Genomic DNA, 18,962 nt, shown 5'->3' on the forward strand with positions numbered 1-18,962 from the left:
AGGTAGAGTATTTAAAAAGTTGCAAGCTTTTCGGGCAAACCCGGAGGATTATCTCGAAAAGCACAAGCAGCGTTATCATTCGAACTCAAAGAAGAGTTCAAATTAAAAGATGTTTTACAAGTAGTGGGAATACCAGAATCCTCTTACCATTATCATATAAAAGTGATGAAGAAAGACAACCCAGATCAGGCACTTGAAGAGTTAATCCAATCCATCTTCGATGAGCACAACGGGAATTATGGTTATCGTCGCATTCATCTAGAATTGAGAAACCAAGGTTACCAAATTAATCACAAGAAGGTTCAACGCATCATGCAAAAATTAGGACTTAAAGTAACTAAGTTCTGTAGAAAATCACGCAAGTATAGTTCTTACAAAGGTCCTGTGGGCAAAGTAGCCCCAAACCGTATAAATCGCCGTTTTCATACGATTGTATCCCATCAAAAACTAACTACAGATATCACAGAATTAAAATGTTTAGGTGGGGCGAAATTATATTTAAATCCAATTATGGACTTGTTTAATAGTGAAATACTTTCGTTTGGAATCAGCACGCGTCCAAATCTTCAACTTGTGTTAGAACCTTTAGTAGAAACCCTTGAAATCATAAAGGATGCAAAGTATAGAACAACCCTTCACTCAGATCAAGGTTGGCATTCTCAACATAAAAATTGGGTGGGACTCCTTAAAGAAAATAACGTTTTTCAGAGTATGTCTAGAAAAGGTAATTGTTTGGATAATTCGCCAATGGAGAACTTTTTTGGTCTACTAAAGCAAGAAATATATCACGGAGAGGCTTTGTGTACTTACGAAGAATTAAAAGGAAAAATCGAAGATTATATAGATTACTATAATCACAAGCGCATTAAAAAGAAATTAGCTGGGAAGAGTCCGGTTCAATACCGCCTCCACACCAGCCAATTAGTAGCTTAATATAAAACTCTAACTTTAAGGGGTCACAACATTCTCATTAGCGAAATAATTTAAGGACATCAAGAAATTTATTTCAAAATTAAGCCAATCAAAAGTCTTTTGTAGACCTTGACTGGCTTTTAATTTTTTCACCTTGTCTCTATGCATATTACATAAAGTATACTTGTTAGATTAATTAATGAACATTAGGTCAATTCGGCAAACAAGAACCGTCCCTGTTAGTCAATGACCCTAACAACTGTGTCATGACATTTGTTGCACTGTCCTTTTAAAACAATGTCATAATCTGATGAATATACATCATAGTTAACAATCTTCGTCACACCACAGTTAGAACAATAAACATTCCCTTCTAAATTCTTTCTTATATCACTCGGAAACGCCTTCCACCTTCTCTCAGCTAATTCATCCTTTTGCATATAATCACCTTCTTCTTTATAAGAATACCAATAGAGACGTTTTTACTTTACTCCGCTCTATAAAACTATTACTTCTAGTTTACCCAATAATCAGTGTAAACTTACTTTATAATAAAAAGGAGTCAGATTTGATCATTATTAAAATATCAAATCTTAACTCTATTGTTATAGTAGTTACCAATCATAAACACCCCTATCAAACTGGCAAACGAGGTCCGTCCCCGTTAGCCTTTTTACTGTGTTCCTCCATGGTTGAGGCTAGTTGGAAGAGCAGTTTTTCTTGGCCTTTAGCTGCCATAAATTGTACACCGCACGGGAGTCCTTCCTTAGTGAAATGCATAGGAACAGTCATAGCCGGTTGGCCTGTTAAATTTGCTAATTGTGTAAAAGGTGTTCTTTCTAGGTTTTTCTCAGCAATATTTTGAACGACTCCTGTCTGCTTTAATAGTTTACCAGCATTTAAGCGTCCGACTAGTTTTACTAGGAAGTCCTCCGTACGACTTAACTTCATTTCCCCAATTCTTGCTGGTGGAAAGGCTGTTGTTGGTGTCACATATAGGTCATATTTTTCATGAAACTTCTCCATAGAAAATGCTGCTTTGTCCCATTCTCTTAAATGCAGTACAAACTCTTGGGCCGATATACTTTTCCCTATTAATCCGAGTAACCACGTTGTCGGCTCGACATCACTCATTTTCACTTTCCTTCCGAGTGTGTTTTCTAATGAAGCTATTGTAGCTGCAACTTCACCGAAATACATTGTTAAGTAGCTTTTCGCAATCGTTTCTCCATTAACTGGGGCTGTGATTTCTTCTACATGATGCCCCATGTCCTCTAATAGTTGCATTGCCTTAATTACAGCTGTTTTACATTCATCGTCTACAGTTGTTCCTAATGGAGACTGTGTAGAAAAGGCGATGGTTAATGGTCTTTTGATAGGTTCATACATTGCCTGGAGATAACTTCCGGTGAATGGCGGAGCTAAAAATGCTGCGCCTTTTTCGTGATAGGATAAAACGTCTAGCATTGCAGCACTATCGCGAACAGTTCTAGTGAGAACATGGTCTGCGGATGCGCCTTGCCAGTGACGTCCAAAAGTAGGTCCGGTCGGCGTTCTTCCTCGAGTTGGTTTTAAACCGAATAAATTACAGTATGCACCTGGAATTCTAATAGACCCTCCCCCATCGTTTGCACCAGCAATTGGGACCATCCCAGAGGCGACCGCTGAAGCAGATCCACCGCTTGATCCACCAGGGGTGTGGTCTGTGTTCCAAGGGTTTCGTGTAGGTCCGTATTGAAGAGGTTCGGTGATTCCCATTAGCGCAAATTCTGGTACGTTCGTTTGTCCGATGAAGATCGCACCAGTCTGACGGAGGAGCTTCGTATAAGTTGCATCTTGCTTTGCTTTGTAGTTCTGGAATGCCTTTGAACCTGAAGTGATAGGTTCGCCAGCAATTTCTTGCGTAATGTCCTTTAATAACATTGGAACACCAGCGAAAATTCCTTCAGCACTCGTATTTACTTGTGCTTCATTTTTCGCTTGATCATACATTTTGTGGATCACTGCATTTAGTTTAGGGTTTAACTGCTCGATTTTTTCAATTGCTGCTTCTAGCACCTCGAGTTTTGTTACTTCTTTACGTTTAATTAACTCCGCTAAACCAAGTCCGTCATACTTTTCATAAACGAAATTTTTCATCATTCGTCACCTACCTCATTGTCATATACACTTATTCTCTAAGGGAATATGCATATCCTTTTTTGAGGTTAATGGGGACGGTTCTCATTGGCCAAATGAACCAACAATTCTTTTTGTTGCTGATTTTCTGCTACTCAATGTAAGAAAATCGCTCCTGTACTGATGAACAGGAGCCATATAATTTTTTTCAGTAACAAAAATATTAAGTTACAATCGCCCCTTTCCACTCGTATACCATTTTCCGCAAACAAGAACCGTCCCCGTTAGCCAAATGGCTAACGAGGTCCGTCCCTGTTTGCCTGTTTGTTTATTCGATTAGTCTGCTGGATTTTGATTTTTTGTATGTTTCTTCTATTCTGGCTGCTAGGAGTGGCTTTAACATATGGCCGATGGCTAATGCGATTAACCAGAATACGAGGAGGTGCATGATATTTTTCCATACTAGAAAGGTAATGGCTCCTCCGACGGCTTCCCTTAGTAAGTCTATAGCATAGGAAAATGGCATGAACGGATGAATTGTTTGATAAAAATTTGGAGTCACCTCTATCGGGAACGTACCACCTCCACTTGATAATTGCAGAACGAGTAAAATGATGGCAAGCGCTTTTCCGATGTTTCCTAGAATGGAAGCACACGTATAAACAATTGTCATAAAAATGACTGCGATGATAACGGAAAAGAGAACGAGTAAAAACGGATGTGCTGCATACGTTCCTAATATAAAGAGATTCCCTACGCTCACGATTACTCCTTGGAGGATGCCAACAAGTATAAATAAGATCATTCTACCAAAATAAATATCCCGTAATGTATACTCCTCTCGTCTGTCTGCAGCATGTACATTTGTACTAACGAGATTAGATAGTAGTAGTGCTCCTACCCATAGACTTAACGTCGTATAAAACGGAACATTAGCTGATCCATAGTTTGGAATTGGGAATAACTCCTCCTCTGTTAGCTGAACTGGATTAGCAAAAAAGCTGCTTTCCTCATCTAAGTCATTACGAAGAAATGCGATAATTTCACTTAACCATTCCTCCTCTTCCACTTTTTGTAAACGCCCCGCCGTTTCACTTACCATCTCTTCTACCTCTGGCAACGTATTGCGACTAAATTCAGAGAGGTCATTGATTGCTTGCTTAACAGCACCTCTATTTTCTTCAAGTATCTTTGATATGTCTCCATACCTTTCTTCAACATTCGGAAGATCATTTTCAGCCATCGTTGCTAATTGATGAACTTGGTTTTCAATAAGCGGCAAATCGTTTTTTATAAAACTACTTAATGCTTCTATTACATGAATCACTGTTGGTAAATCATCATGTAGTATGTCAACGAGTTCATTGATTCGTAATTCGATTTCAGGAAAACGTTCAATGATCAATTGAAGTTCATCCGAAACGTTTTTTGTTATTTCTTCCGCTTCGTAAAGTATTTGCTCCATACTTTCTATAAGCGCATTAGCATCCTCAATCTCGAAATTTTCTACTAATCTCCATTCTATTTTTTCATACGTGCTTTCTATACTATTTTCATTGAAAACGAGATTTATCGTATTCGTTTTTTCTTCAACTAGCTTGGTTTTTTCTTGAATCGAAGTGAGAAACTCTTCTCCCGGTTGCTCTCCTTCTTCTAGCTGGTTTACTACATCCTCTAGTTTTTCTTGCAAGGAAGATAGTCCTTCTACTAGTTCTTCCAATCGTTCAACGATCACGAGAATGTCTTCTTCTCCAGTCAGATTGTAGAGGTGTGTGTACATACTAATAGCATTTTCTAACTGACGTATATGGGAAGATACCTCTTCATTTAGATGCGTTAGAAGCTCAACTTGTTTTTCCAGTGATCCCTCTTCAATTCCGTTGTCCATAATTTGATTAATGTCGGAGGCTGTTTCATTAATGAAAAGGATTTGTTGTGTGAATGTGTTCGTCACAGGAATGATGACTTCCAACGTAGCTTTTAATGCATCATTTAATTCATTGATATACAGCTCTGTAGATTCTGATATTGCTTGACTAGATGGAAGTTTATTTTTGGCAGTCTTGATGTTTTCTTCTGCAGTAGTTGTCAATTCATGTGCTTTTATAAAATGTTCGTGGAGCTCACTAAAATGCTGTTGATACGTTTCCACTTCTTCAAGCGCTTGCTCTATTTCTGGAATTGCCTGTTCAAGCTGGATTATTCCTGCAGCTAATTCATTGATTCTTGAAAAATTGTGATCTAGTCTAACAATTTCTTCTGCACCGCTTTGTATTTGAGGAATAAACTCCTCTATTGTTAAAAATTGATCGAGTTGCTCTTCCACCTTGTGCCAATTTTCATCAGCCTCAATAATCCAATCGGCAAATTCGATGATGTCAGGGAAGGACTCGTCAATATTACTTAGAGTAGCATTCATTCTCCGAAAAGTAGGCAGTTCATCCTCTAGTCGCACACCAATTTTATCTAGCTCTTGAAAAATAGCCTTTGATGTTTCCTCCAATATTTGCTCATTTATTTGATTTACAATCGTTGACGCCCCTGCTGAAGTCATCTTCGGTGCAATCGCGTTTATTTTATCATTCACTTCGTAGTGGACATTCGCTTGTTTCGGATCTCCAGTGAGAATTTGTGCTAAATCATCGGAGAACTTTTCGTCAATATAAATGCTGGCATAGTAATCTCCGTATTCTACCCCCTTTTCCGCTTCTTCTCTCGAGACAAAATCCCAGCCTAAGTTTTCATTAGAAGAAAGATTATCAACAAGCTCGTCACCAATATTAATATACGCTCCCTCTATTTCTGCTCCTTTATCCTCATTAACAATAGCCACTTGTATTCCTTCAGTATTTGAATATGGATCCCATGCAGCACTAATGTTAAACCATGCATAAAAGGAAGGAAGCACCGCTAGTCCGATTAAAAGAATCCCCACTAAAGGAACTCGTTTAATATTACGAATGTCTTGCTTAAAAATCCCCCATATGTTTTTCATTTCTTCACCCCTGAGGTAATCTAGTTAGTAGGTTGCATTTCGCGAATTTTGACCGATATCGTTTTTTGGTCAATACACTTCAGAAAAAAAAGCTAGTTTGTGAAATCAAATCTGATTTCCTAGCCCATCAATAAAATAAAGCTTTATTAAGTTTGCTACTTCTTCCTTTGGTAATGGTTCATAACGATCCTTCCAGTCACTTACTAAATTTATATACATTTTAAACATAAGAAATGCAGTAATTTTCGGATTGCAATTTCGTAATTCTCCTCTTTCTACCGCTTTGATAATGCGCGATTCAATAAACGCACATATTTCGTTTTCGATAGATTGCAATGCTTCAGCAACTACTGGCGTTCCCATCTCTTTCACTTCTTGAGAAAGCTTAATCGTTAGCTCATGCTTCTCTCTGAACTCAACTACACCATGTAACGCAGCTGTAAAATTCGATATAAAAGAATTGCCTGGTATGATTAATTCAGAAGCAACCACTCTCATCTGCCGAGCAAGATCATCGATAATCTCTTTAAATAACTCTTCTTTGTTTGCAAAATAAGTATATATAGTACCCTTACCAACCTTTGCGATCTTTGCTACTTGGTCGACAGTAGTCGCCTTATAGCCAAAGTGGGCAAAGGATTTCGTAGCCGCCTCTAAAATACGTGCTTTTTTATTCGATTCCACGTTCTACCTCCGAATTGACCAAATGACTTTCTCAGTCATTTTATATAATAAATAAAGTACCACTTTTCATTTCCTATTGCAAGGGGGGGCTAAGGGGCTAAGGGGGACGGTTCTCGTTAGCCTAAAATTAATTATGGGAATTAAACCAAATCCAGTCAGTAGTCTCTTGTAGACCATGACTGGATTTTTGTAAAACATTATTAAACTTTAAATAGCTAATCGATCTATCTGAGGTACACTTGATAGATTTATTGTATGAACTTAGTCGATTTGGCAAATGAGGTCCGTCCCTCTTAGCATATTTAACCTTCTCGAATAGGATAAGCTGTTTGTTTCATAAGTTCTTATGAGGGCAATCAATTAGGGGGAATTATGAGTATATATAAAAAAAGTATTCATTTACCTTTAAAGAGTGTTTCACTTATGTACTACCTCAATTTTTCGAGTGAGCAGGCAGATCAAAGAACGAAACGATATAAGGAAAATAAGTCAAAGCATGAGCTTATCGTTTACAAGACAGGTCAGAATAATTATTTACTCATAGAAGGATACGAAAAATATTTTTCATTGTTAAAAAAAGACCCTAATGTAGTAGTAAAATTTGTTATTGGAGATTATGCTTCTTCACTGGAAGCGAGGTATGCAGCTGTTAGGGAGCTATTAACGTACGAGAGATCTGCTTGGATTACGAAAATGCAGCAGTTTAAAATTTTACACGTAAACTACAAGCAATCCAAAAATACACTTGCTTCAAAGTTAGGTATTCCTTTTAAAAAAGTGGAGCATTATTTGCTGGACGATGCCATTCCAATTAAAATTAGAGCAAAGGCTGCTGAATGTGAGTCAGGTCAACTTGCGAACGCCATTTGTCGTTCTACTCTTAACGAACGGATGAAAACTATTATGTATGAATTTATTACCTATCCACCGAAACATATGTACCGTTTAACTAACGATTCTTGGAAACTCGCAAGGACTATGATTCTAGCAAACATGTCTGAACTTATGAAGCTTTCAAATAACGATATTCGATTCTTAATTGTACGTCACGCTATTGAATTTAGAAAACGCTCAAAAGAAAACTTCTCTTATGATATGGAGAAATTACAAAGAAAAACTCCTATTCCACTTTTTAAAAGCACCTATATTATGAACGGAAAACAACATAAAAAGTCCTCAATGAAATTGAGAAAATAAGGCAAATGGGGCAAATGGGGACGGTTCTCGTTAGCCGAATTATTGGCAAACGAGAACCGTCCCTCTTAGTAGTCCTCTTAGTATGATTGTAGTGTACAATAAAACATATTAGATTTTGTAAGGGGGATGGAGAGTGAGTAATGGTGATGGTTTTATAGATTTAAATTTTAATAGAAAGCTGCCCCTTGATCAGGTGGCTCATGTAAGTGATTACGCTAATAAAATAATAAAACGTAAGAAGGTACTAGCATTTTCAGATCGCGAGGTTGAACAAGAAGTAATCGAGACAGCCGTAAAAGCTGCAGGGACAAGCCCATCTGGTGCAAATCAGCAGCCATGGAAATTCATAACAGTAAAAGATCCCCTCGTGAAAAAGAAAGTGCGTGTAGCAGCCGAAGCTGATGCGAAGATGAACGGTGCAGCAAGTACTAAAGCGTACTTAGAAGAGGCGCCTTATTTAGTCGTGCTTTTTCGTGAAAATTACAGCGTTAAGGCTAAGCGGAATGGCGAGTGGAAAAAGGTACGTCATTATTATCCTTTTGAATCTACTGCTATTTGTGCAGGTTTTTTTCTAGCTGCACTGGAGAACTCAGGGTTAGATAGTATTATACATTCCCCGTTTGATGAACTTTCTAGCATTTTAAACAGACCTAAAAATGAAACGCCCACCGCTGTTTTTGCGGTAGGTTTTGCAGAGAAAACGAATGGGACCTTCAATCACTCTAGTGGATCCGCAACAAAACTAGTGATTGGTGATATTGATATGGGAAAAAAGATTGCTGACGTGAGTACTAGTTTACCTGACATTGATCCATTAACACTAGCAAAAAACTATTATGCAGAAATAAAACGACGAAGAAATATACGTGATTTTTCCACTGAGGATGTCGAAGAGGAATTGATTATTCGTTCGTTAAAGGCTGCTATATCGTCGCCTTCGGCTGGAAACACACAGCCTTATCGCTTTGCAGTAGTCAAAAATATTGAAGTTAAAAAGGTCATTCGTGAGCAGGCCGAAAATGAAGAGAAAAAGCTTTATGAAGAGCGAATATCTACTGAGTGGAAAGAAGCACTAGCTCCACTAGCCACGAATTGGATGAAGCCACACCTTACAGACGCACCATATTTAATCATTGCTTTTAAAGTTATCGACAAGGAGCAAAGCGGACACTCCGATGTTGAAGTTTTGGGCAGCTACGACAAGCAACACGCTCTATTAGCAACAGGAATGTCAGTAGGAGTATTAATTGGCGCACTCCACTTCGCCGGACTTGCAACTCTGACATATACACCGAGTCCAATGGCATTTTTAAGAGATTTATTAAATAGACCTAAAAACGAAATGCCCGAGTCGTTTTACCAGTAGGCTACCCAAAAGCCGATTGCAAAGTACCCAACATTACAAAAAAACCACTAAAACAAATTTTGGTGAATGGGGACGGTTCTCATCATCCCAATTCCGAATGATGGATGCCAGTCTAGGAAGGTTCTTCACTATTTTATATATTTGTATTGCTATCAAATGGCTATGAGGAACCGTCCCCATTAGTATATTTCAGGCTAAAAGAACTTGTTCTTTGGAAGGGTACTGATTAAATGATGAGTTAACATTTATACATTAAGTGAGTAAAAATGTGAATATGCTAGATTTGTGGCATTAAAGGGGGAGTTGGTAAAAGTTGTGTTTAGTATTGTACGAATGGTGTTAATAATAGATTAAGTTCTTAATAGACAGCTAAAGCACAATAACCTACAACTTTAGTGACATGTTTAAAAACCTCAAGAAATATTTATGAGGGATGCGGGGGTTTTTGGTAACATACTTAAAGTGACGGTTCTCACTTGTCTCGCTTCCCTCAACCTCGTATTTTTGAAATCACCTTGTCAAAAAGCCCCCTCTCTTTTAACTCTTCTTCTAGTAAATCTATGAAATGTTGGCTAACATTGATTTCCATCGACTTTATATATGCTTCAATTAGCGATTCATCATTTAATTTTTTCATATATAGGCCTCCATTTTATTTTTGTTTACCAGTAAGTAACACAAAAGTACCTTAACTGCTCCTTAGACTCTACAGGATCTCTATACTCGGCAAACGAGAACCGTCCCCGTTGGTATTTGGTGGTATTTTAATTAGAGTACTAATCAAAAAAATAATGAAAAATGTATGTTACACAGTACATGATACCCAATATTTTCTAACTATCAAGGGATACAGCAAAATGTGTCGAAATGACACATTGGTAAAATCAAAAAAATAGTAGATATAAATAAAATGTATTTTTATTAAAATTTTATGAATAAATTACCACATAGTATACGACATACTTTATTTTTTATATTTGTTACAATTATATTTTGAATATATAAAAAATAGTTAATAAATTTACTATGTCAATATAAGAGATCTAGAGATTTTATGCTTTTTTTACAGTTCAGCATAAACCTCGATTAAATATCTTTTTCAACAAAAATAAAGTCAAAGTATTCTCAATTTAGGACGATAACTTTAAGGTGGACTGTTAACTCCACTCCACAATATTTATATTTTAATGTTGTTTATGCTGTCAATAATGGGTATTTTTTCTGGGAGGATGGGGGGAATATTTTGAGAAGAGAATGGTTAATTAAGCTGAGAAAATCAAAAGGACTAACACAAGAGCAAGTTGCTTCAGCTGCATTTATAGATAGAGCATTTTTTTCTCAAGTAGAAACTGGAAAACGTAACCCTGGATTTGATGTTGCTGCCAACATTGCTAATGTTTTAGATTTTGATCCGATGATATTTTTTCAAGAACACCTCAAAGAGATTCCAAGTAGTTTAAGTCTTCCTAATGATAATATCCATCATAACTTGCAATCTATTAGTAATGGCGAAATATTATATCTTTACAAAGAAATTGGAAAGTACATTCAAAACTTACATACATTTGTCGAAACTGGAATTGATCAGGGAACTTACGTATTTATATTTGATACTAATAAAAATAATACGGAGGTTCTAAAAAGGATTAGTGCACAAAATCGTTTAAAATATATATACACCATCAATAAAGATGAAATTAATAACACTCCCCCTCATAAACTATACGATAATATAATAAATAAGCTTTACGATTTAAATACAGCTAAGACAATCCGTGTGTGGATTAACAAGGAAACTACTGGCCGTACCGATTGGTTTGATAAATTGGATAGCTTATATAAACTTATGCAAAAAAAAATTGACGGTAAAAATTTTTTGTTTTCCTGCTCATACGAGGCAAGTCATATATCTGCCGACCGTTATATTAACATGATGAGAGTTTACTCCCTTTTAATGACAGATAACGAAATTGTTGTCTCCCCACTATACAAACAAGGCAACCACAAATTCATACTCCCCTCCCTCTTCATCGAATAAAAGGCTAATGGGGACGGTTCTTGTTAGCCATTTTTCCGGAGAAAGGCGAACAGGAACGGTTCTCATTCGCTTACGTTATCGGCGAATGAGGTCCGTCCCTGTTTGCCAATATAGGATGCTTTCGTAGTTTTTGAAGTGAAGAAAGGTGTCAGCGGTGTAGGTTCCGATACGTTTAAAGCCTAGTTTTTCATGAAAGTGTATCGATGCTTCGTTTTTGATTGGTTTTGTAGCTACAAAAGCAGCTGTTGGTTTAGTAGCTGAGCTTAGTAATGAACGATATAGAAAAGTACCTACTCCTGAGCCAAGATAATCACGATGAGTGGCTACTTGCTCAATATATTGATAACGTTTTGTTTTTAGAGGATTCACTTGCACATCCTTTTTCCAAGAAACTTCATCTAATATATTCCTTTCTATTTGAGGCGCAATTTCTATATAACCTACTACCGTACCCTTGTCTTCAAACTCCACTACATAATACTCGTTAACTCCATTTTTCATTGTTGCTAGAACTTGCTCTTTCGTTAACTTTTTAAGCAAAAAACTATTAGAAGAATAGTCTAAGTACATATGATTGATTTCAACTATGGAAGCAATGTCCTTTTTCTGCATTGGACGATAATGGTAGGAATGTTGATCAATCATGACGTGCTCACCCCTTTCATCGGTACTTCTTCCGCATTCGTCATATGTTCTAGCTCGTCTCGATTCTCCGTTAGGATAAATATAGAGCACACTTTCCATTTGCCGTTTTCTGTTGTATTTATTAACCCTACTTCTTTAAAACCAATATTCTCGTGCGCAACAATCGCATTTGTATTTCTATTTGGTGCTGTTGGAATTGGCGTGATAATAGTTGCATCTCTGTAGCGTTCCAATATATTAGTATACATATATTTTGCCACGCCTTTATTATGATAATTTTCTCTAACAGCAATTTGATCAACATACAGAAAACAACTATTTTTCATTAAAGCATCGGAAATATTGTCAGAGTGCCAGCTCACAGAAGGCAACTGCTCAAGAGATGTATATTTTGTTAACTCGATAAAGCCGATCGTAAGTCCCCCAACCGTTTTTGCAACATAAAACCGCTCCTTTTTAGACTCAATGATGTTGCTTATTTCATAAACATCTAGTTGTTTCGATAAGGAGCCTTCTTTCCTTTCTCTTCGATGATAGGTTTGGTGTATTTCTATCATTTGAGAGACGTCGGCATCAGTTGCTTTCTCAAACATAAACTTCATTTTTCTCCGAACTTGCACGAATCCTAAATTCCTTACAATGACAAAGCTAGCGATGATAATCGCAATATTTATGTAAGTTGAAAAACTATACGTGTTCAGTATCATCCATGCGAGTAAATAAACGCCGATACAGAACACTTTTTCTAATATCCAAGGCTTCGCTTTCATGTTCGATTGCAACGATTCATGCTTCATAAAATATATATAATTTAACACCCACAACAGATCTAAGCACCCTAAAACTACAAAGTACATCGCTAAATCTTGTGGTTGATTGAAGTTAGCGAATAGCATTTGTAAACAGATTAATATCATAAAATCGATAATAAATTCGGCTTTTGTGCTTTTCACTTCTTCTTCGATATATTCGCTCCAATCCCACCAATAAAGCAAAACAACCGAAGTGACGAAAAGCGCCATTATTGATTCATGTAGATTCATAATGTTTAAGGATTGCACAAAAATAATATTACTAATTCCAATCCCCAATAAAATGGCATACATGTTATTAACAAAAGTTCCTATAAACTTGTTAGAATTATTCAACCAAGCACCTCCAAAAAAGCGAATACGAGCAATGCGGCTAATGGGGACGGTTCTCATTTGCCAAACTTCGGCGAATAGGGACCTTTCTCATTGGCCGCCCTATAGTACGGACCTATTTAAAGCCTTACATATATTAATTGTTACATAATTTTAGATAAACCTAAAGGGGCATAAGGTAAATGCGGCAAATTGCTAGTAGGGACGGCTAATAGGGACGGTTCTCACTTGCCAAAACCGGCAAACAAGGTCCGTCCCTGTTAGTCTGTCCCTGTTAGTCTTACAACGAACTTCCAAACATGTTCGTTGTGTGTTTATCAGTCTAGCATAAATAAATCTAAATTATGATTATTTATCGGCTAATGAGAACCGTCCCTTCTTGCCTTCTTGCCTACTAGGCACGAAAATCAGACAGAGGAACCTGTCCCTCTGTCTGAAAAAAGGTTGCACAATGTTTTCCGGTGTGTATATAATGTATCTATAGTATATATACAATATACGAACAACGGTATTTACAGAAGTTTTCTATAGCAGAACAAGTGAGGGGATTTGTTCAAATGGTAACGATAGAAAGGAAACCAAAAATGAATGTTACAAAACGCTGGATGCTCATCCTTGGTATATTCGTCATTGTGCAAGTGATTTTTTTCGCGGTCGATGGTACTTCCCTGGAGCCCAACATAAACGATAGTGGTAACCTGTTTGCTAGAACTGGCAGGTGGATTTTGGACTTGAAGCTCTTTACTGAATGGATTACCCCTTATTCCTATCCATTTTTTAATATGTTCATGAGTCTCCACGTGATCACAATACTGATTCAAGCTGTACATGATGCTAGTTCGTTTTTCACAAAAAAATAAAGATGAGGGATTAGGATGCAGATCATTATTTCGAACAGTTCAAAAGAGCCGATTTATGAGCAAATTATGAATCAAGTCAAGTCGGCTATTTTGTCAGGTGAACTACAAGAAGGAACGGCGATACCTTCCATGCGTAAACTCGCAAAGGATTTACAAATTAGTGTGATAACGACAAAGCGAGCCTACGAGGAATTGGAAAAGGCGGGCTTTATTTACTCCATTGTCGGGAAAGGCTCTTTTGTTGCAGAGCAAAATTTAGAGGTCATCAAAGAAAAGAAGCTAAAAGTCATTGAGGAGCAACTAACTGATGTCATTACGAATAGTAAAGAAATTGGGTTAACCCTTGATGAGTTGCAGCAAATAGTGAAGTTTTTATATGAGGAGTGAAACGAATGGAAAATATAGTTGAGCTAAAAAATGTTAGCAAAAAATTCAAAGGTTTTGCCATAGAAAACATGAATTTACAACTAAAGCAAGGGTTTGTAACAGGTTTCATTGGTGCAAATGGTGCCGGGAAGTCGACTACGATAAAAATGATGATGAATTTGTTAAAACCAGATGCCGGTGACGTTAAGCTTTTCGGGTTGGACTACAAGACACACGAGAAGGAAATCAAGGAGCGCATTGGCTTTGTGTACGATGGCAATGTTTTTTTTGAAGGCTTGAACTTAAAAGATATTAAACGCATTGTGGGACCGGCATACAAGCAATGGGATGATACTTTATTTAAACATTATGTTGAAAAATTCGAATTACCGCTTAATAAACCGATGAAAACTTTTTCCAAGGGGATGCAAATGAAGGCTTCTTTGGCCATTGCTTTATCACACCATGCAGAATTAATTATTATGGATGAACCAACGGCAGGATTAGACCCTATTTTCAGACGTGAGTTACTCGACCTTTTACAGGAATTAATGATGGATAGTAATCGCACCATCTTTTTCTCGACGCATATCACTTCTGATTTAGACCGGATCGCTGACTATATCGCTTTTATACAGCGGGGAGATTTAGTCTTTCATAAATCCATTCACGATGTTGCTGAAGACTATGCCATTGTTAAAGGTAGTATCGATCTGCTGGATAGCGATACGGAAAAGGCATTTATTCGCGTTCGTCGGACACCAACAGGTTTTCAAGCATTGACAGATAATACGAAAGCAGTGAAAAACACGTTTGGAGATACCGTTGTCATGGATCGTGCCTCCCTGGAGGACATCATGTATTATATGAAAGGAGACTATCAGCATGTTTAATTTAATTCGGCGCGATGCCATCCTACAAAAAAAGATGCTACTCACTTTTATTCCGTTTATTTTATTCTTTATTATTATGGACATCCATCATCCCGCATTCATTTTTCTCGTTGCGAGTTTGTTTATTCCCTTTAATGCTTATAGTTACGATGAAAAGGCGGAGACGAATATATTGCTAAATTCATTACCTTATACACGCAAGGAGATCATCGCAGCACGCTATCTTGGTTCTATCTTTTATACGTTGTTAGCTTTTGCAGTGACAGGGGTAACATTATTTCTATTCAATAAACCTTTCACACTAACGGATATTGCCATTGGTGGTGGCCTGTTTCTAATATTTGCTGCGTTTACGTTTCCTTTATTTTATATTCTTAAACCTGGCCATATAGCAACGGTCGTTATTATTATTTTTCTCGCTCTAGCAGCTGTAGGACCGCATGTTTTCAGATTTTTAGCAGAACATTTTACAACCATCACAGCATTTCTAAACAATTTAACGACCGAAGTTTTATATGTAGGTGCCGCTGCTATTATCTTGACACTCTATGCAATCTCTTGGGTGTTTACGACGATCATATACCAGAGAAAGGCGTTTTAAGAGGGTAAGACGGAGGGACAGGTCCCTCCGTCTTATTAAGACAAGGTACCTGTCCCTACTGTCTTATTGCCCGATAGATATGGTTATTTCTAAATCTTCTAGATAATTTAGCGGCTTCATTTCTAATGTTGTTATATATAGATCGTCTAATGCAGGTGCCGAGGAGAACGACACTTCAAATTTATTTTTCGTACCTTCTATTTTTTTAGGAAGCTGGCGATCAAAGTAATATTCATTGTCAGCCGAATCCTCTAACCAGATTGCCATTGATTGATCGTAGAATTCATCTCCATCCACCTCATAGAAAACCGTAACCAGCCCATCCTCTTCTCTCACGTCAGTGACTATTAAATTACCTATTTCTCCTTGAGAAAGGACTAGCTCTTCTCCTTCCCATTTCCCACGCACAAAGGAGAGAGAATCGTCTCCTATATTAATCAAATATGGCCTCACAGTAATCGTTTCAGGAAAAGTATCTAGTGGCTCAAAGTTATACTGTAGCGTTTGTACCAGCTTCCCACCTTTTGTAGTACCTTCCCCGCCACCACTTAACGGCTGGAGAACGTGACCTTGATCATCCACTAATTTAAAATCTATAAACATATATTTATCGTCCTCAGGATTTTTCACCTCATCCGTCACTTGCCGCATAGCAATTTCAGTTGCTGTAGGATAAAAAGTAATGGAATCATAATGAATAGTGATGTCTTCCATTCCCCTTGTCTCATTTACTAGGAACGTCTCATGACTTCCTTGCAGTTCGATTGGAAGCTCCACTTTCCATGCTCTTCCCGTTCGAGGCTTTATTCCAAGTAAAAACGAGTCTGGGACTTCATCATTAAATTTGATACTAATCGTCCCAGCATACGTACCATTATCTAATATTTGACCTGAACTGCCCCAGCCATAACTTCCCATTGAACGATTATTCACCGTAAATTCTATATCTGAAAGAAAACCTTTATTTAAATCCAGGATATCTCGAGTCGGTGATTCAATAATATAACCTAAATGAATTTCCGAGCCGTCATAAAGACTTTCAGTGAATGTTACTGTTTGTTCATTGATAATCACTTGCTCTCCTAAAAGAATCGATAACCCTTCTTCACTTCCTTTTTTCACCCCGATGTTACCAATCGTATCGAACACAGAGCCAATGACAGGAATAGACTTTACCGTATCGGCAAAAGTCGGCGAGAAAAAAGAGGCTCCTAGTGTTAAACCAAAAGCTAACACTGCTGCCGCAGCAGAAAAATATAGTTTTTTATAATTTCTCCTCTTAGTCGGAAGCTTCTGAAGTGTCGCGTTGATTCGCTCCGTAACGATACTCGGTGGCTGCTCATTCACCTCTTGCTTTATTTTGTCTTCCCATTTTTCCATGTCGTTTTCTCCTCCTTCTCTTTGGTCATGATAGTTCTCATTTTTTCCCGTGCTCTTCGCAATCTCGTTTTAATGGTATTTTCTGGCACCTTGTATATCGACGCTAAATCCTCGATTGAGAAGCCTTCGATATAAAATAACTTCAACAACTGGCATTGTTCTTCTGGCAGTGTTTCTAGCAGTTCCATTATCTCTATTTTTTCATAGCCAACGTCATCAGAAGACTGCTCTCCCCATTCTTCTAAAACAACAATTTTTTTCCGTTGCCTTAATATTTGGTACGATTCGTTCATAAGAATACGCATCAACCAAGTTTTAAAATAAGCAGGCTCCCGCAATGTTGGGAGTTTTTCATATGCCTTCAAAATCGTCTCTTGTATGGCATCCGCACAATCCTCGTCCTTAGGAAGAATTGTTTTCGCAACCCGATACATCATAACTTGATGCTCAATAATAAGCCTCTCAAAAGCTGCTGCATTCCCCTTTCGCGCCTTCTTCACCTCTTTTATACTGTCCACAATCATGGCTCCTTTCACTCAACCTACTCGTTAGATACAAAACTCCCCCAAAAGGTTTCAAAAAGTTAACGGATGGCTAATGGGGACGGTTCTCCTTCGCCAAAATTCCTCTAACCGCGGCAAACATCCGGCTAAAGGCTAATAGGGACGGTTCTTACTTGCCGAATCGACTCCTCAAATAATCCCCCACCAACAAAAGAAGGGACAACGAAACAGGTAAAACCTGCTCGTTGTCCCTTTTTCAGCCGAAATCTAGAATTTGGCTAACGAGAACCGTCCCTGTTGGTACTGTTGATGGTGTAGGTTTCGGACGTAGGTTTATCATTATTGTCAATATGATATTCTAGTATATCTCCTGGCTGACACTGCAATGTTTTGCAAATAGCCTCTAGTGTCGAAAATCTGATTGCTTTTACTTTTCCTGTTTTTAAGTTCGATAGATTTACGTGAGATATCCCTACTTTTTCTGCTAATTCATTTAATCTCATTTTTCTATCTGCTAAAACGCGGTCTAAACGAATGATAATTGCCATGCAACTTCACATCCTTACAATGTTGTATCAAATTCATCCTGTAAATAAGATCCATAACGAAAAATGTGCGAGATGATTAGCACAAGTACACCAACAGTAAGCCCAGATATACTAACATTTAGTAAGTCAATGTACAAAATGTTCGTTACAAAAGTGGTGATTGCTATATTAATGAAGAGATCCGCAATTAATGCGTACAAGATTATGACATACGAAATATTTCTAAGTCTACTAGCAATTTCTGCTGAAAAAGGTGTGTTCGTTTCTCTAATAGAATAAAAGATTTTCTGTAATTGTACTACACCGTACAGGAATAGTGGGAAAAATGTAAGGGTACGAAAAAGAAAGAAGGTGATAAATGCTGCTTTTACTTGAAACATATCAATAGTCAGTGGTTGAAGAATAGAAAATGGAATAATTGCCCGGAACATGCCCTGACCAAATATTGAGGCACTTACAGACCAATGAGCAACACCTTTTTCTGCTACAAATGCTTCCGCTGGTGAAAAACTAGCCCAAATAAGTAGTCCCATTGCCGCAATAAATAAAACAACGCCCCCCCATTTTATAACATTGATAACCAATAACATTTTTCTTGATTTACCTCTAATTTGCTTTAGCAAGTCAGTACTCATCACCCACAACTCCCAACCAAATCATTTTCCTTCATCTTACATTCAACACTAACCAAAATCAATAAAAAATTAATGA

Annotated in this window: 19 protein-coding genes; 8 read left to right on the forward strand and 11 right to left on the reverse strand. The window is 37.5% G+C overall.

Annotated elements, in window-relative coordinates:
• Positions 1-123: 123 nt before the first annotated feature.
• A complete protein-coding gene (locus BCELL_RS18965; RefSeq protein ID WP_013490403.1) occupies positions 124-933 on the forward strand; it encodes an IS3 family transposase in 810 nt (269 codons plus the stop codon).
• 218 nt (positions 934-1,151) lie between these two features.
• Here BCELL_RS18965 and BCELL_RS18970 read toward each other — a convergent pair whose 3' ends face one another.
• The 4 genes from BCELL_RS18970 to BCELL_RS18985 form a co-directional block, all read right to left on the reverse strand.
• Entirely contained in the window at positions 1,152-1,352 is a 201-nt protein-coding gene (locus BCELL_RS18970) for a hypothetical protein (RefSeq protein WP_013490404.1), read from the reverse strand.
• A gap of 196 nt (positions 1,353-1,548) precedes the next feature.
• Positions 1,549-3,054: an amidase gene (locus BCELL_RS18975; protein ID WP_013490405.1), complete on the reverse strand. Its 1,506-nt coding sequence runs from the start codon at positions 3,052-3,054 to the stop codon at positions 1,549-1,551.
• Between the two features lie 304 nt (positions 3,055-3,358).
• Entirely contained in the window at positions 3,359-6,025 is a 2,667-nt protein-coding gene (locus BCELL_RS18980) for a YhgE/Pip domain-containing protein (RefSeq protein WP_013490406.1), read from the reverse strand.
• Between the two features lie 105 nt (positions 6,026-6,130).
• On the reverse strand, positions 6,131-6,709 hold the full coding sequence (locus tag BCELL_RS18985; protein WP_013490407.1) for a TetR/AcrR family transcriptional regulator: 579 nt from the start codon (positions 6,707-6,709) through the stop codon (positions 6,131-6,133).
• Between the two features lie 372 nt (positions 6,710-7,081).
• Here BCELL_RS18985 and BCELL_RS18990 point away from each other — a divergent pair, with 372 nt between their 5' ends.
• The gene (locus BCELL_RS18990) at positions 7,082-7,906 is read left to right on the forward strand and encodes a hypothetical protein (protein ID WP_013490408.1); all 825 of its coding nucleotides are present in this window, start codon (positions 7,082-7,084) and stop codon (positions 7,904-7,906) included.
• Between the two features lie 133 nt (positions 7,907-8,039).
• Positions 8,040-9,272 carry a nitroreductase family protein gene (locus tag BCELL_RS21820; RefSeq protein ID WP_013490409.1) on the forward strand — a complete coding sequence of 411 codons (1,233 nt, stop codon included), beginning with the start codon at positions 8,040-8,042 and terminating at the stop codon, positions 9,270-9,272.
• 490 nt (positions 9,273-9,762) lie between these two features.
• Here BCELL_RS21820 and sda read toward each other — a convergent pair whose 3' ends face one another.
• A complete protein-coding gene (gene sda, locus BCELL_RS22295; RefSeq protein WP_013490410.1) occupies positions 9,763-9,909 on the reverse strand; it encodes a sporulation histidine kinase inhibitor Sda in 147 nt (48 codons plus the stop codon).
• Positions 9,910-10,515: 606 nt separating this feature from the next.
• Between sda and BCELL_RS21825 the strand changes: the two genes are divergently transcribed.
• Complete coding sequence (locus tag BCELL_RS21825; RefSeq protein WP_013490411.1) at positions 10,516-11,310, forward strand: helix-turn-helix domain-containing protein; 795 nt, start codon at positions 10,516-10,518, stop codon at positions 11,308-11,310.
• Between the two features lie 75 nt (positions 11,311-11,385).
• Here the strand turns inward: BCELL_RS21825 and BCELL_RS19010 are convergent, their stop codons facing one another.
• Positions 11,386-11,955 (reverse strand): GNAT family N-acetyltransferase, encoded by a 570-nt coding sequence (locus tag BCELL_RS19010; protein WP_013490412.1) that lies wholly within the window; start codon positions 11,953-11,955, stop codon positions 11,386-11,388.
• The gene (locus BCELL_RS19015; protein WP_013490413.1) at positions 11,952-13,103 is read right to left on the reverse strand and encodes a GNAT family N-acetyltransferase; all 1,152 of its coding nucleotides are present in this window, start codon (positions 13,101-13,103) and stop codon (positions 11,952-11,954) included. Before BCELL_RS19015 ends, BCELL_RS19010 begins: the two co-directional genes overlap by 4 nt.
• Positions 13,104-13,657: 554 nt before the next feature.
• Here BCELL_RS19015 and BCELL_RS19020 point away from each other — a divergent pair.
• The 4 genes from BCELL_RS19020 to BCELL_RS19035 are packed head-to-tail and all read left to right on the forward strand — an operon-like array spanning position 13,658 to position 15,820.
• On the forward strand, positions 13,658-13,960 hold the full coding sequence (locus BCELL_RS19020; RefSeq protein ID WP_013490414.1) for a YfzA family protein: 303 nt from the start codon (positions 13,658-13,660) through the stop codon (positions 13,958-13,960).
• 15 nt (positions 13,961-13,975) lie between these two features.
• Positions 13,976-14,347 carry a GntR family transcriptional regulator gene (locus BCELL_RS19025; protein ID WP_013490415.1) on the forward strand — a complete coding sequence of 124 codons (372 nt, stop codon included), beginning with the start codon at positions 13,976-13,978 and terminating at the stop codon, positions 14,345-14,347.
• A gap of 5 nt (positions 14,348-14,352) precedes the next feature.
• Positions 14,353-15,219, forward strand: a complete 867-nt coding sequence (locus BCELL_RS19030) for an ABC transporter ATP-binding protein (RefSeq protein ID WP_013490416.1) — start codon at positions 14,353-14,355, stop codon at positions 15,217-15,219.
• On the forward strand, positions 15,212-15,820 hold the full coding sequence (locus tag BCELL_RS19035; RefSeq protein WP_013490417.1) for an ABC-2 transporter permease: 609 nt from the start codon (positions 15,212-15,214) through the stop codon (positions 15,818-15,820). Before BCELL_RS19030 ends, BCELL_RS19035 begins: the two co-directional genes overlap by 8 nt.
• A gap of 63 nt (positions 15,821-15,883) precedes the next feature.
• Here the strand turns inward: BCELL_RS19035 and BCELL_RS19040 are convergent, their stop codons facing one another.
• From BCELL_RS19040 to BCELL_RS19055, 4 genes are all read right to left on the reverse strand, one after another.
• A complete protein-coding gene (locus tag BCELL_RS19040; protein ID WP_013490418.1) occupies positions 15,884-17,200 on the reverse strand; it encodes a DUF4179 domain-containing protein in 1,317 nt (438 codons plus the stop codon).
• Complete coding sequence (locus BCELL_RS19045; RefSeq protein ID WP_013490419.1) at positions 17,176-17,718, reverse strand: RNA polymerase sigma factor; 543 nt, start codon at positions 17,716-17,718, stop codon at positions 17,176-17,178. The genes BCELL_RS19040 and BCELL_RS19045 overlap by 25 nt, the downstream gene beginning before the upstream one ends.
• 263 nt (positions 17,719-17,981) lie before the next feature.
• On the reverse strand, positions 17,982-18,251 hold the full coding sequence (locus tag BCELL_RS19050) for a helix-turn-helix domain-containing protein (protein WP_013490420.1): 270 nt from the start codon (positions 18,249-18,251) through the stop codon (positions 17,982-17,984).
• A 14-nt stretch (positions 18,252-18,265) separates the two neighbouring features.
• On the reverse strand, positions 18,266-18,886 hold the full coding sequence (locus BCELL_RS19055) for a DUF2975 domain-containing protein (protein ID WP_013490421.1): 621 nt from the start codon (positions 18,884-18,886) through the stop codon (positions 18,266-18,268).
• Between the last annotated feature and the right edge of the window lie 76 nt (positions 18,887-18,962).

Origin of the sequence: Evansella cellulosilytica DSM 2522 (assembly GCF_000177235.2) — a bacterium.
Classification (GTDB): domain Bacteria; phylum Bacillota; class Bacilli; order Bacillales; family Salisediminibacteriaceae; genus Evansella; species Evansella cellulosilytica.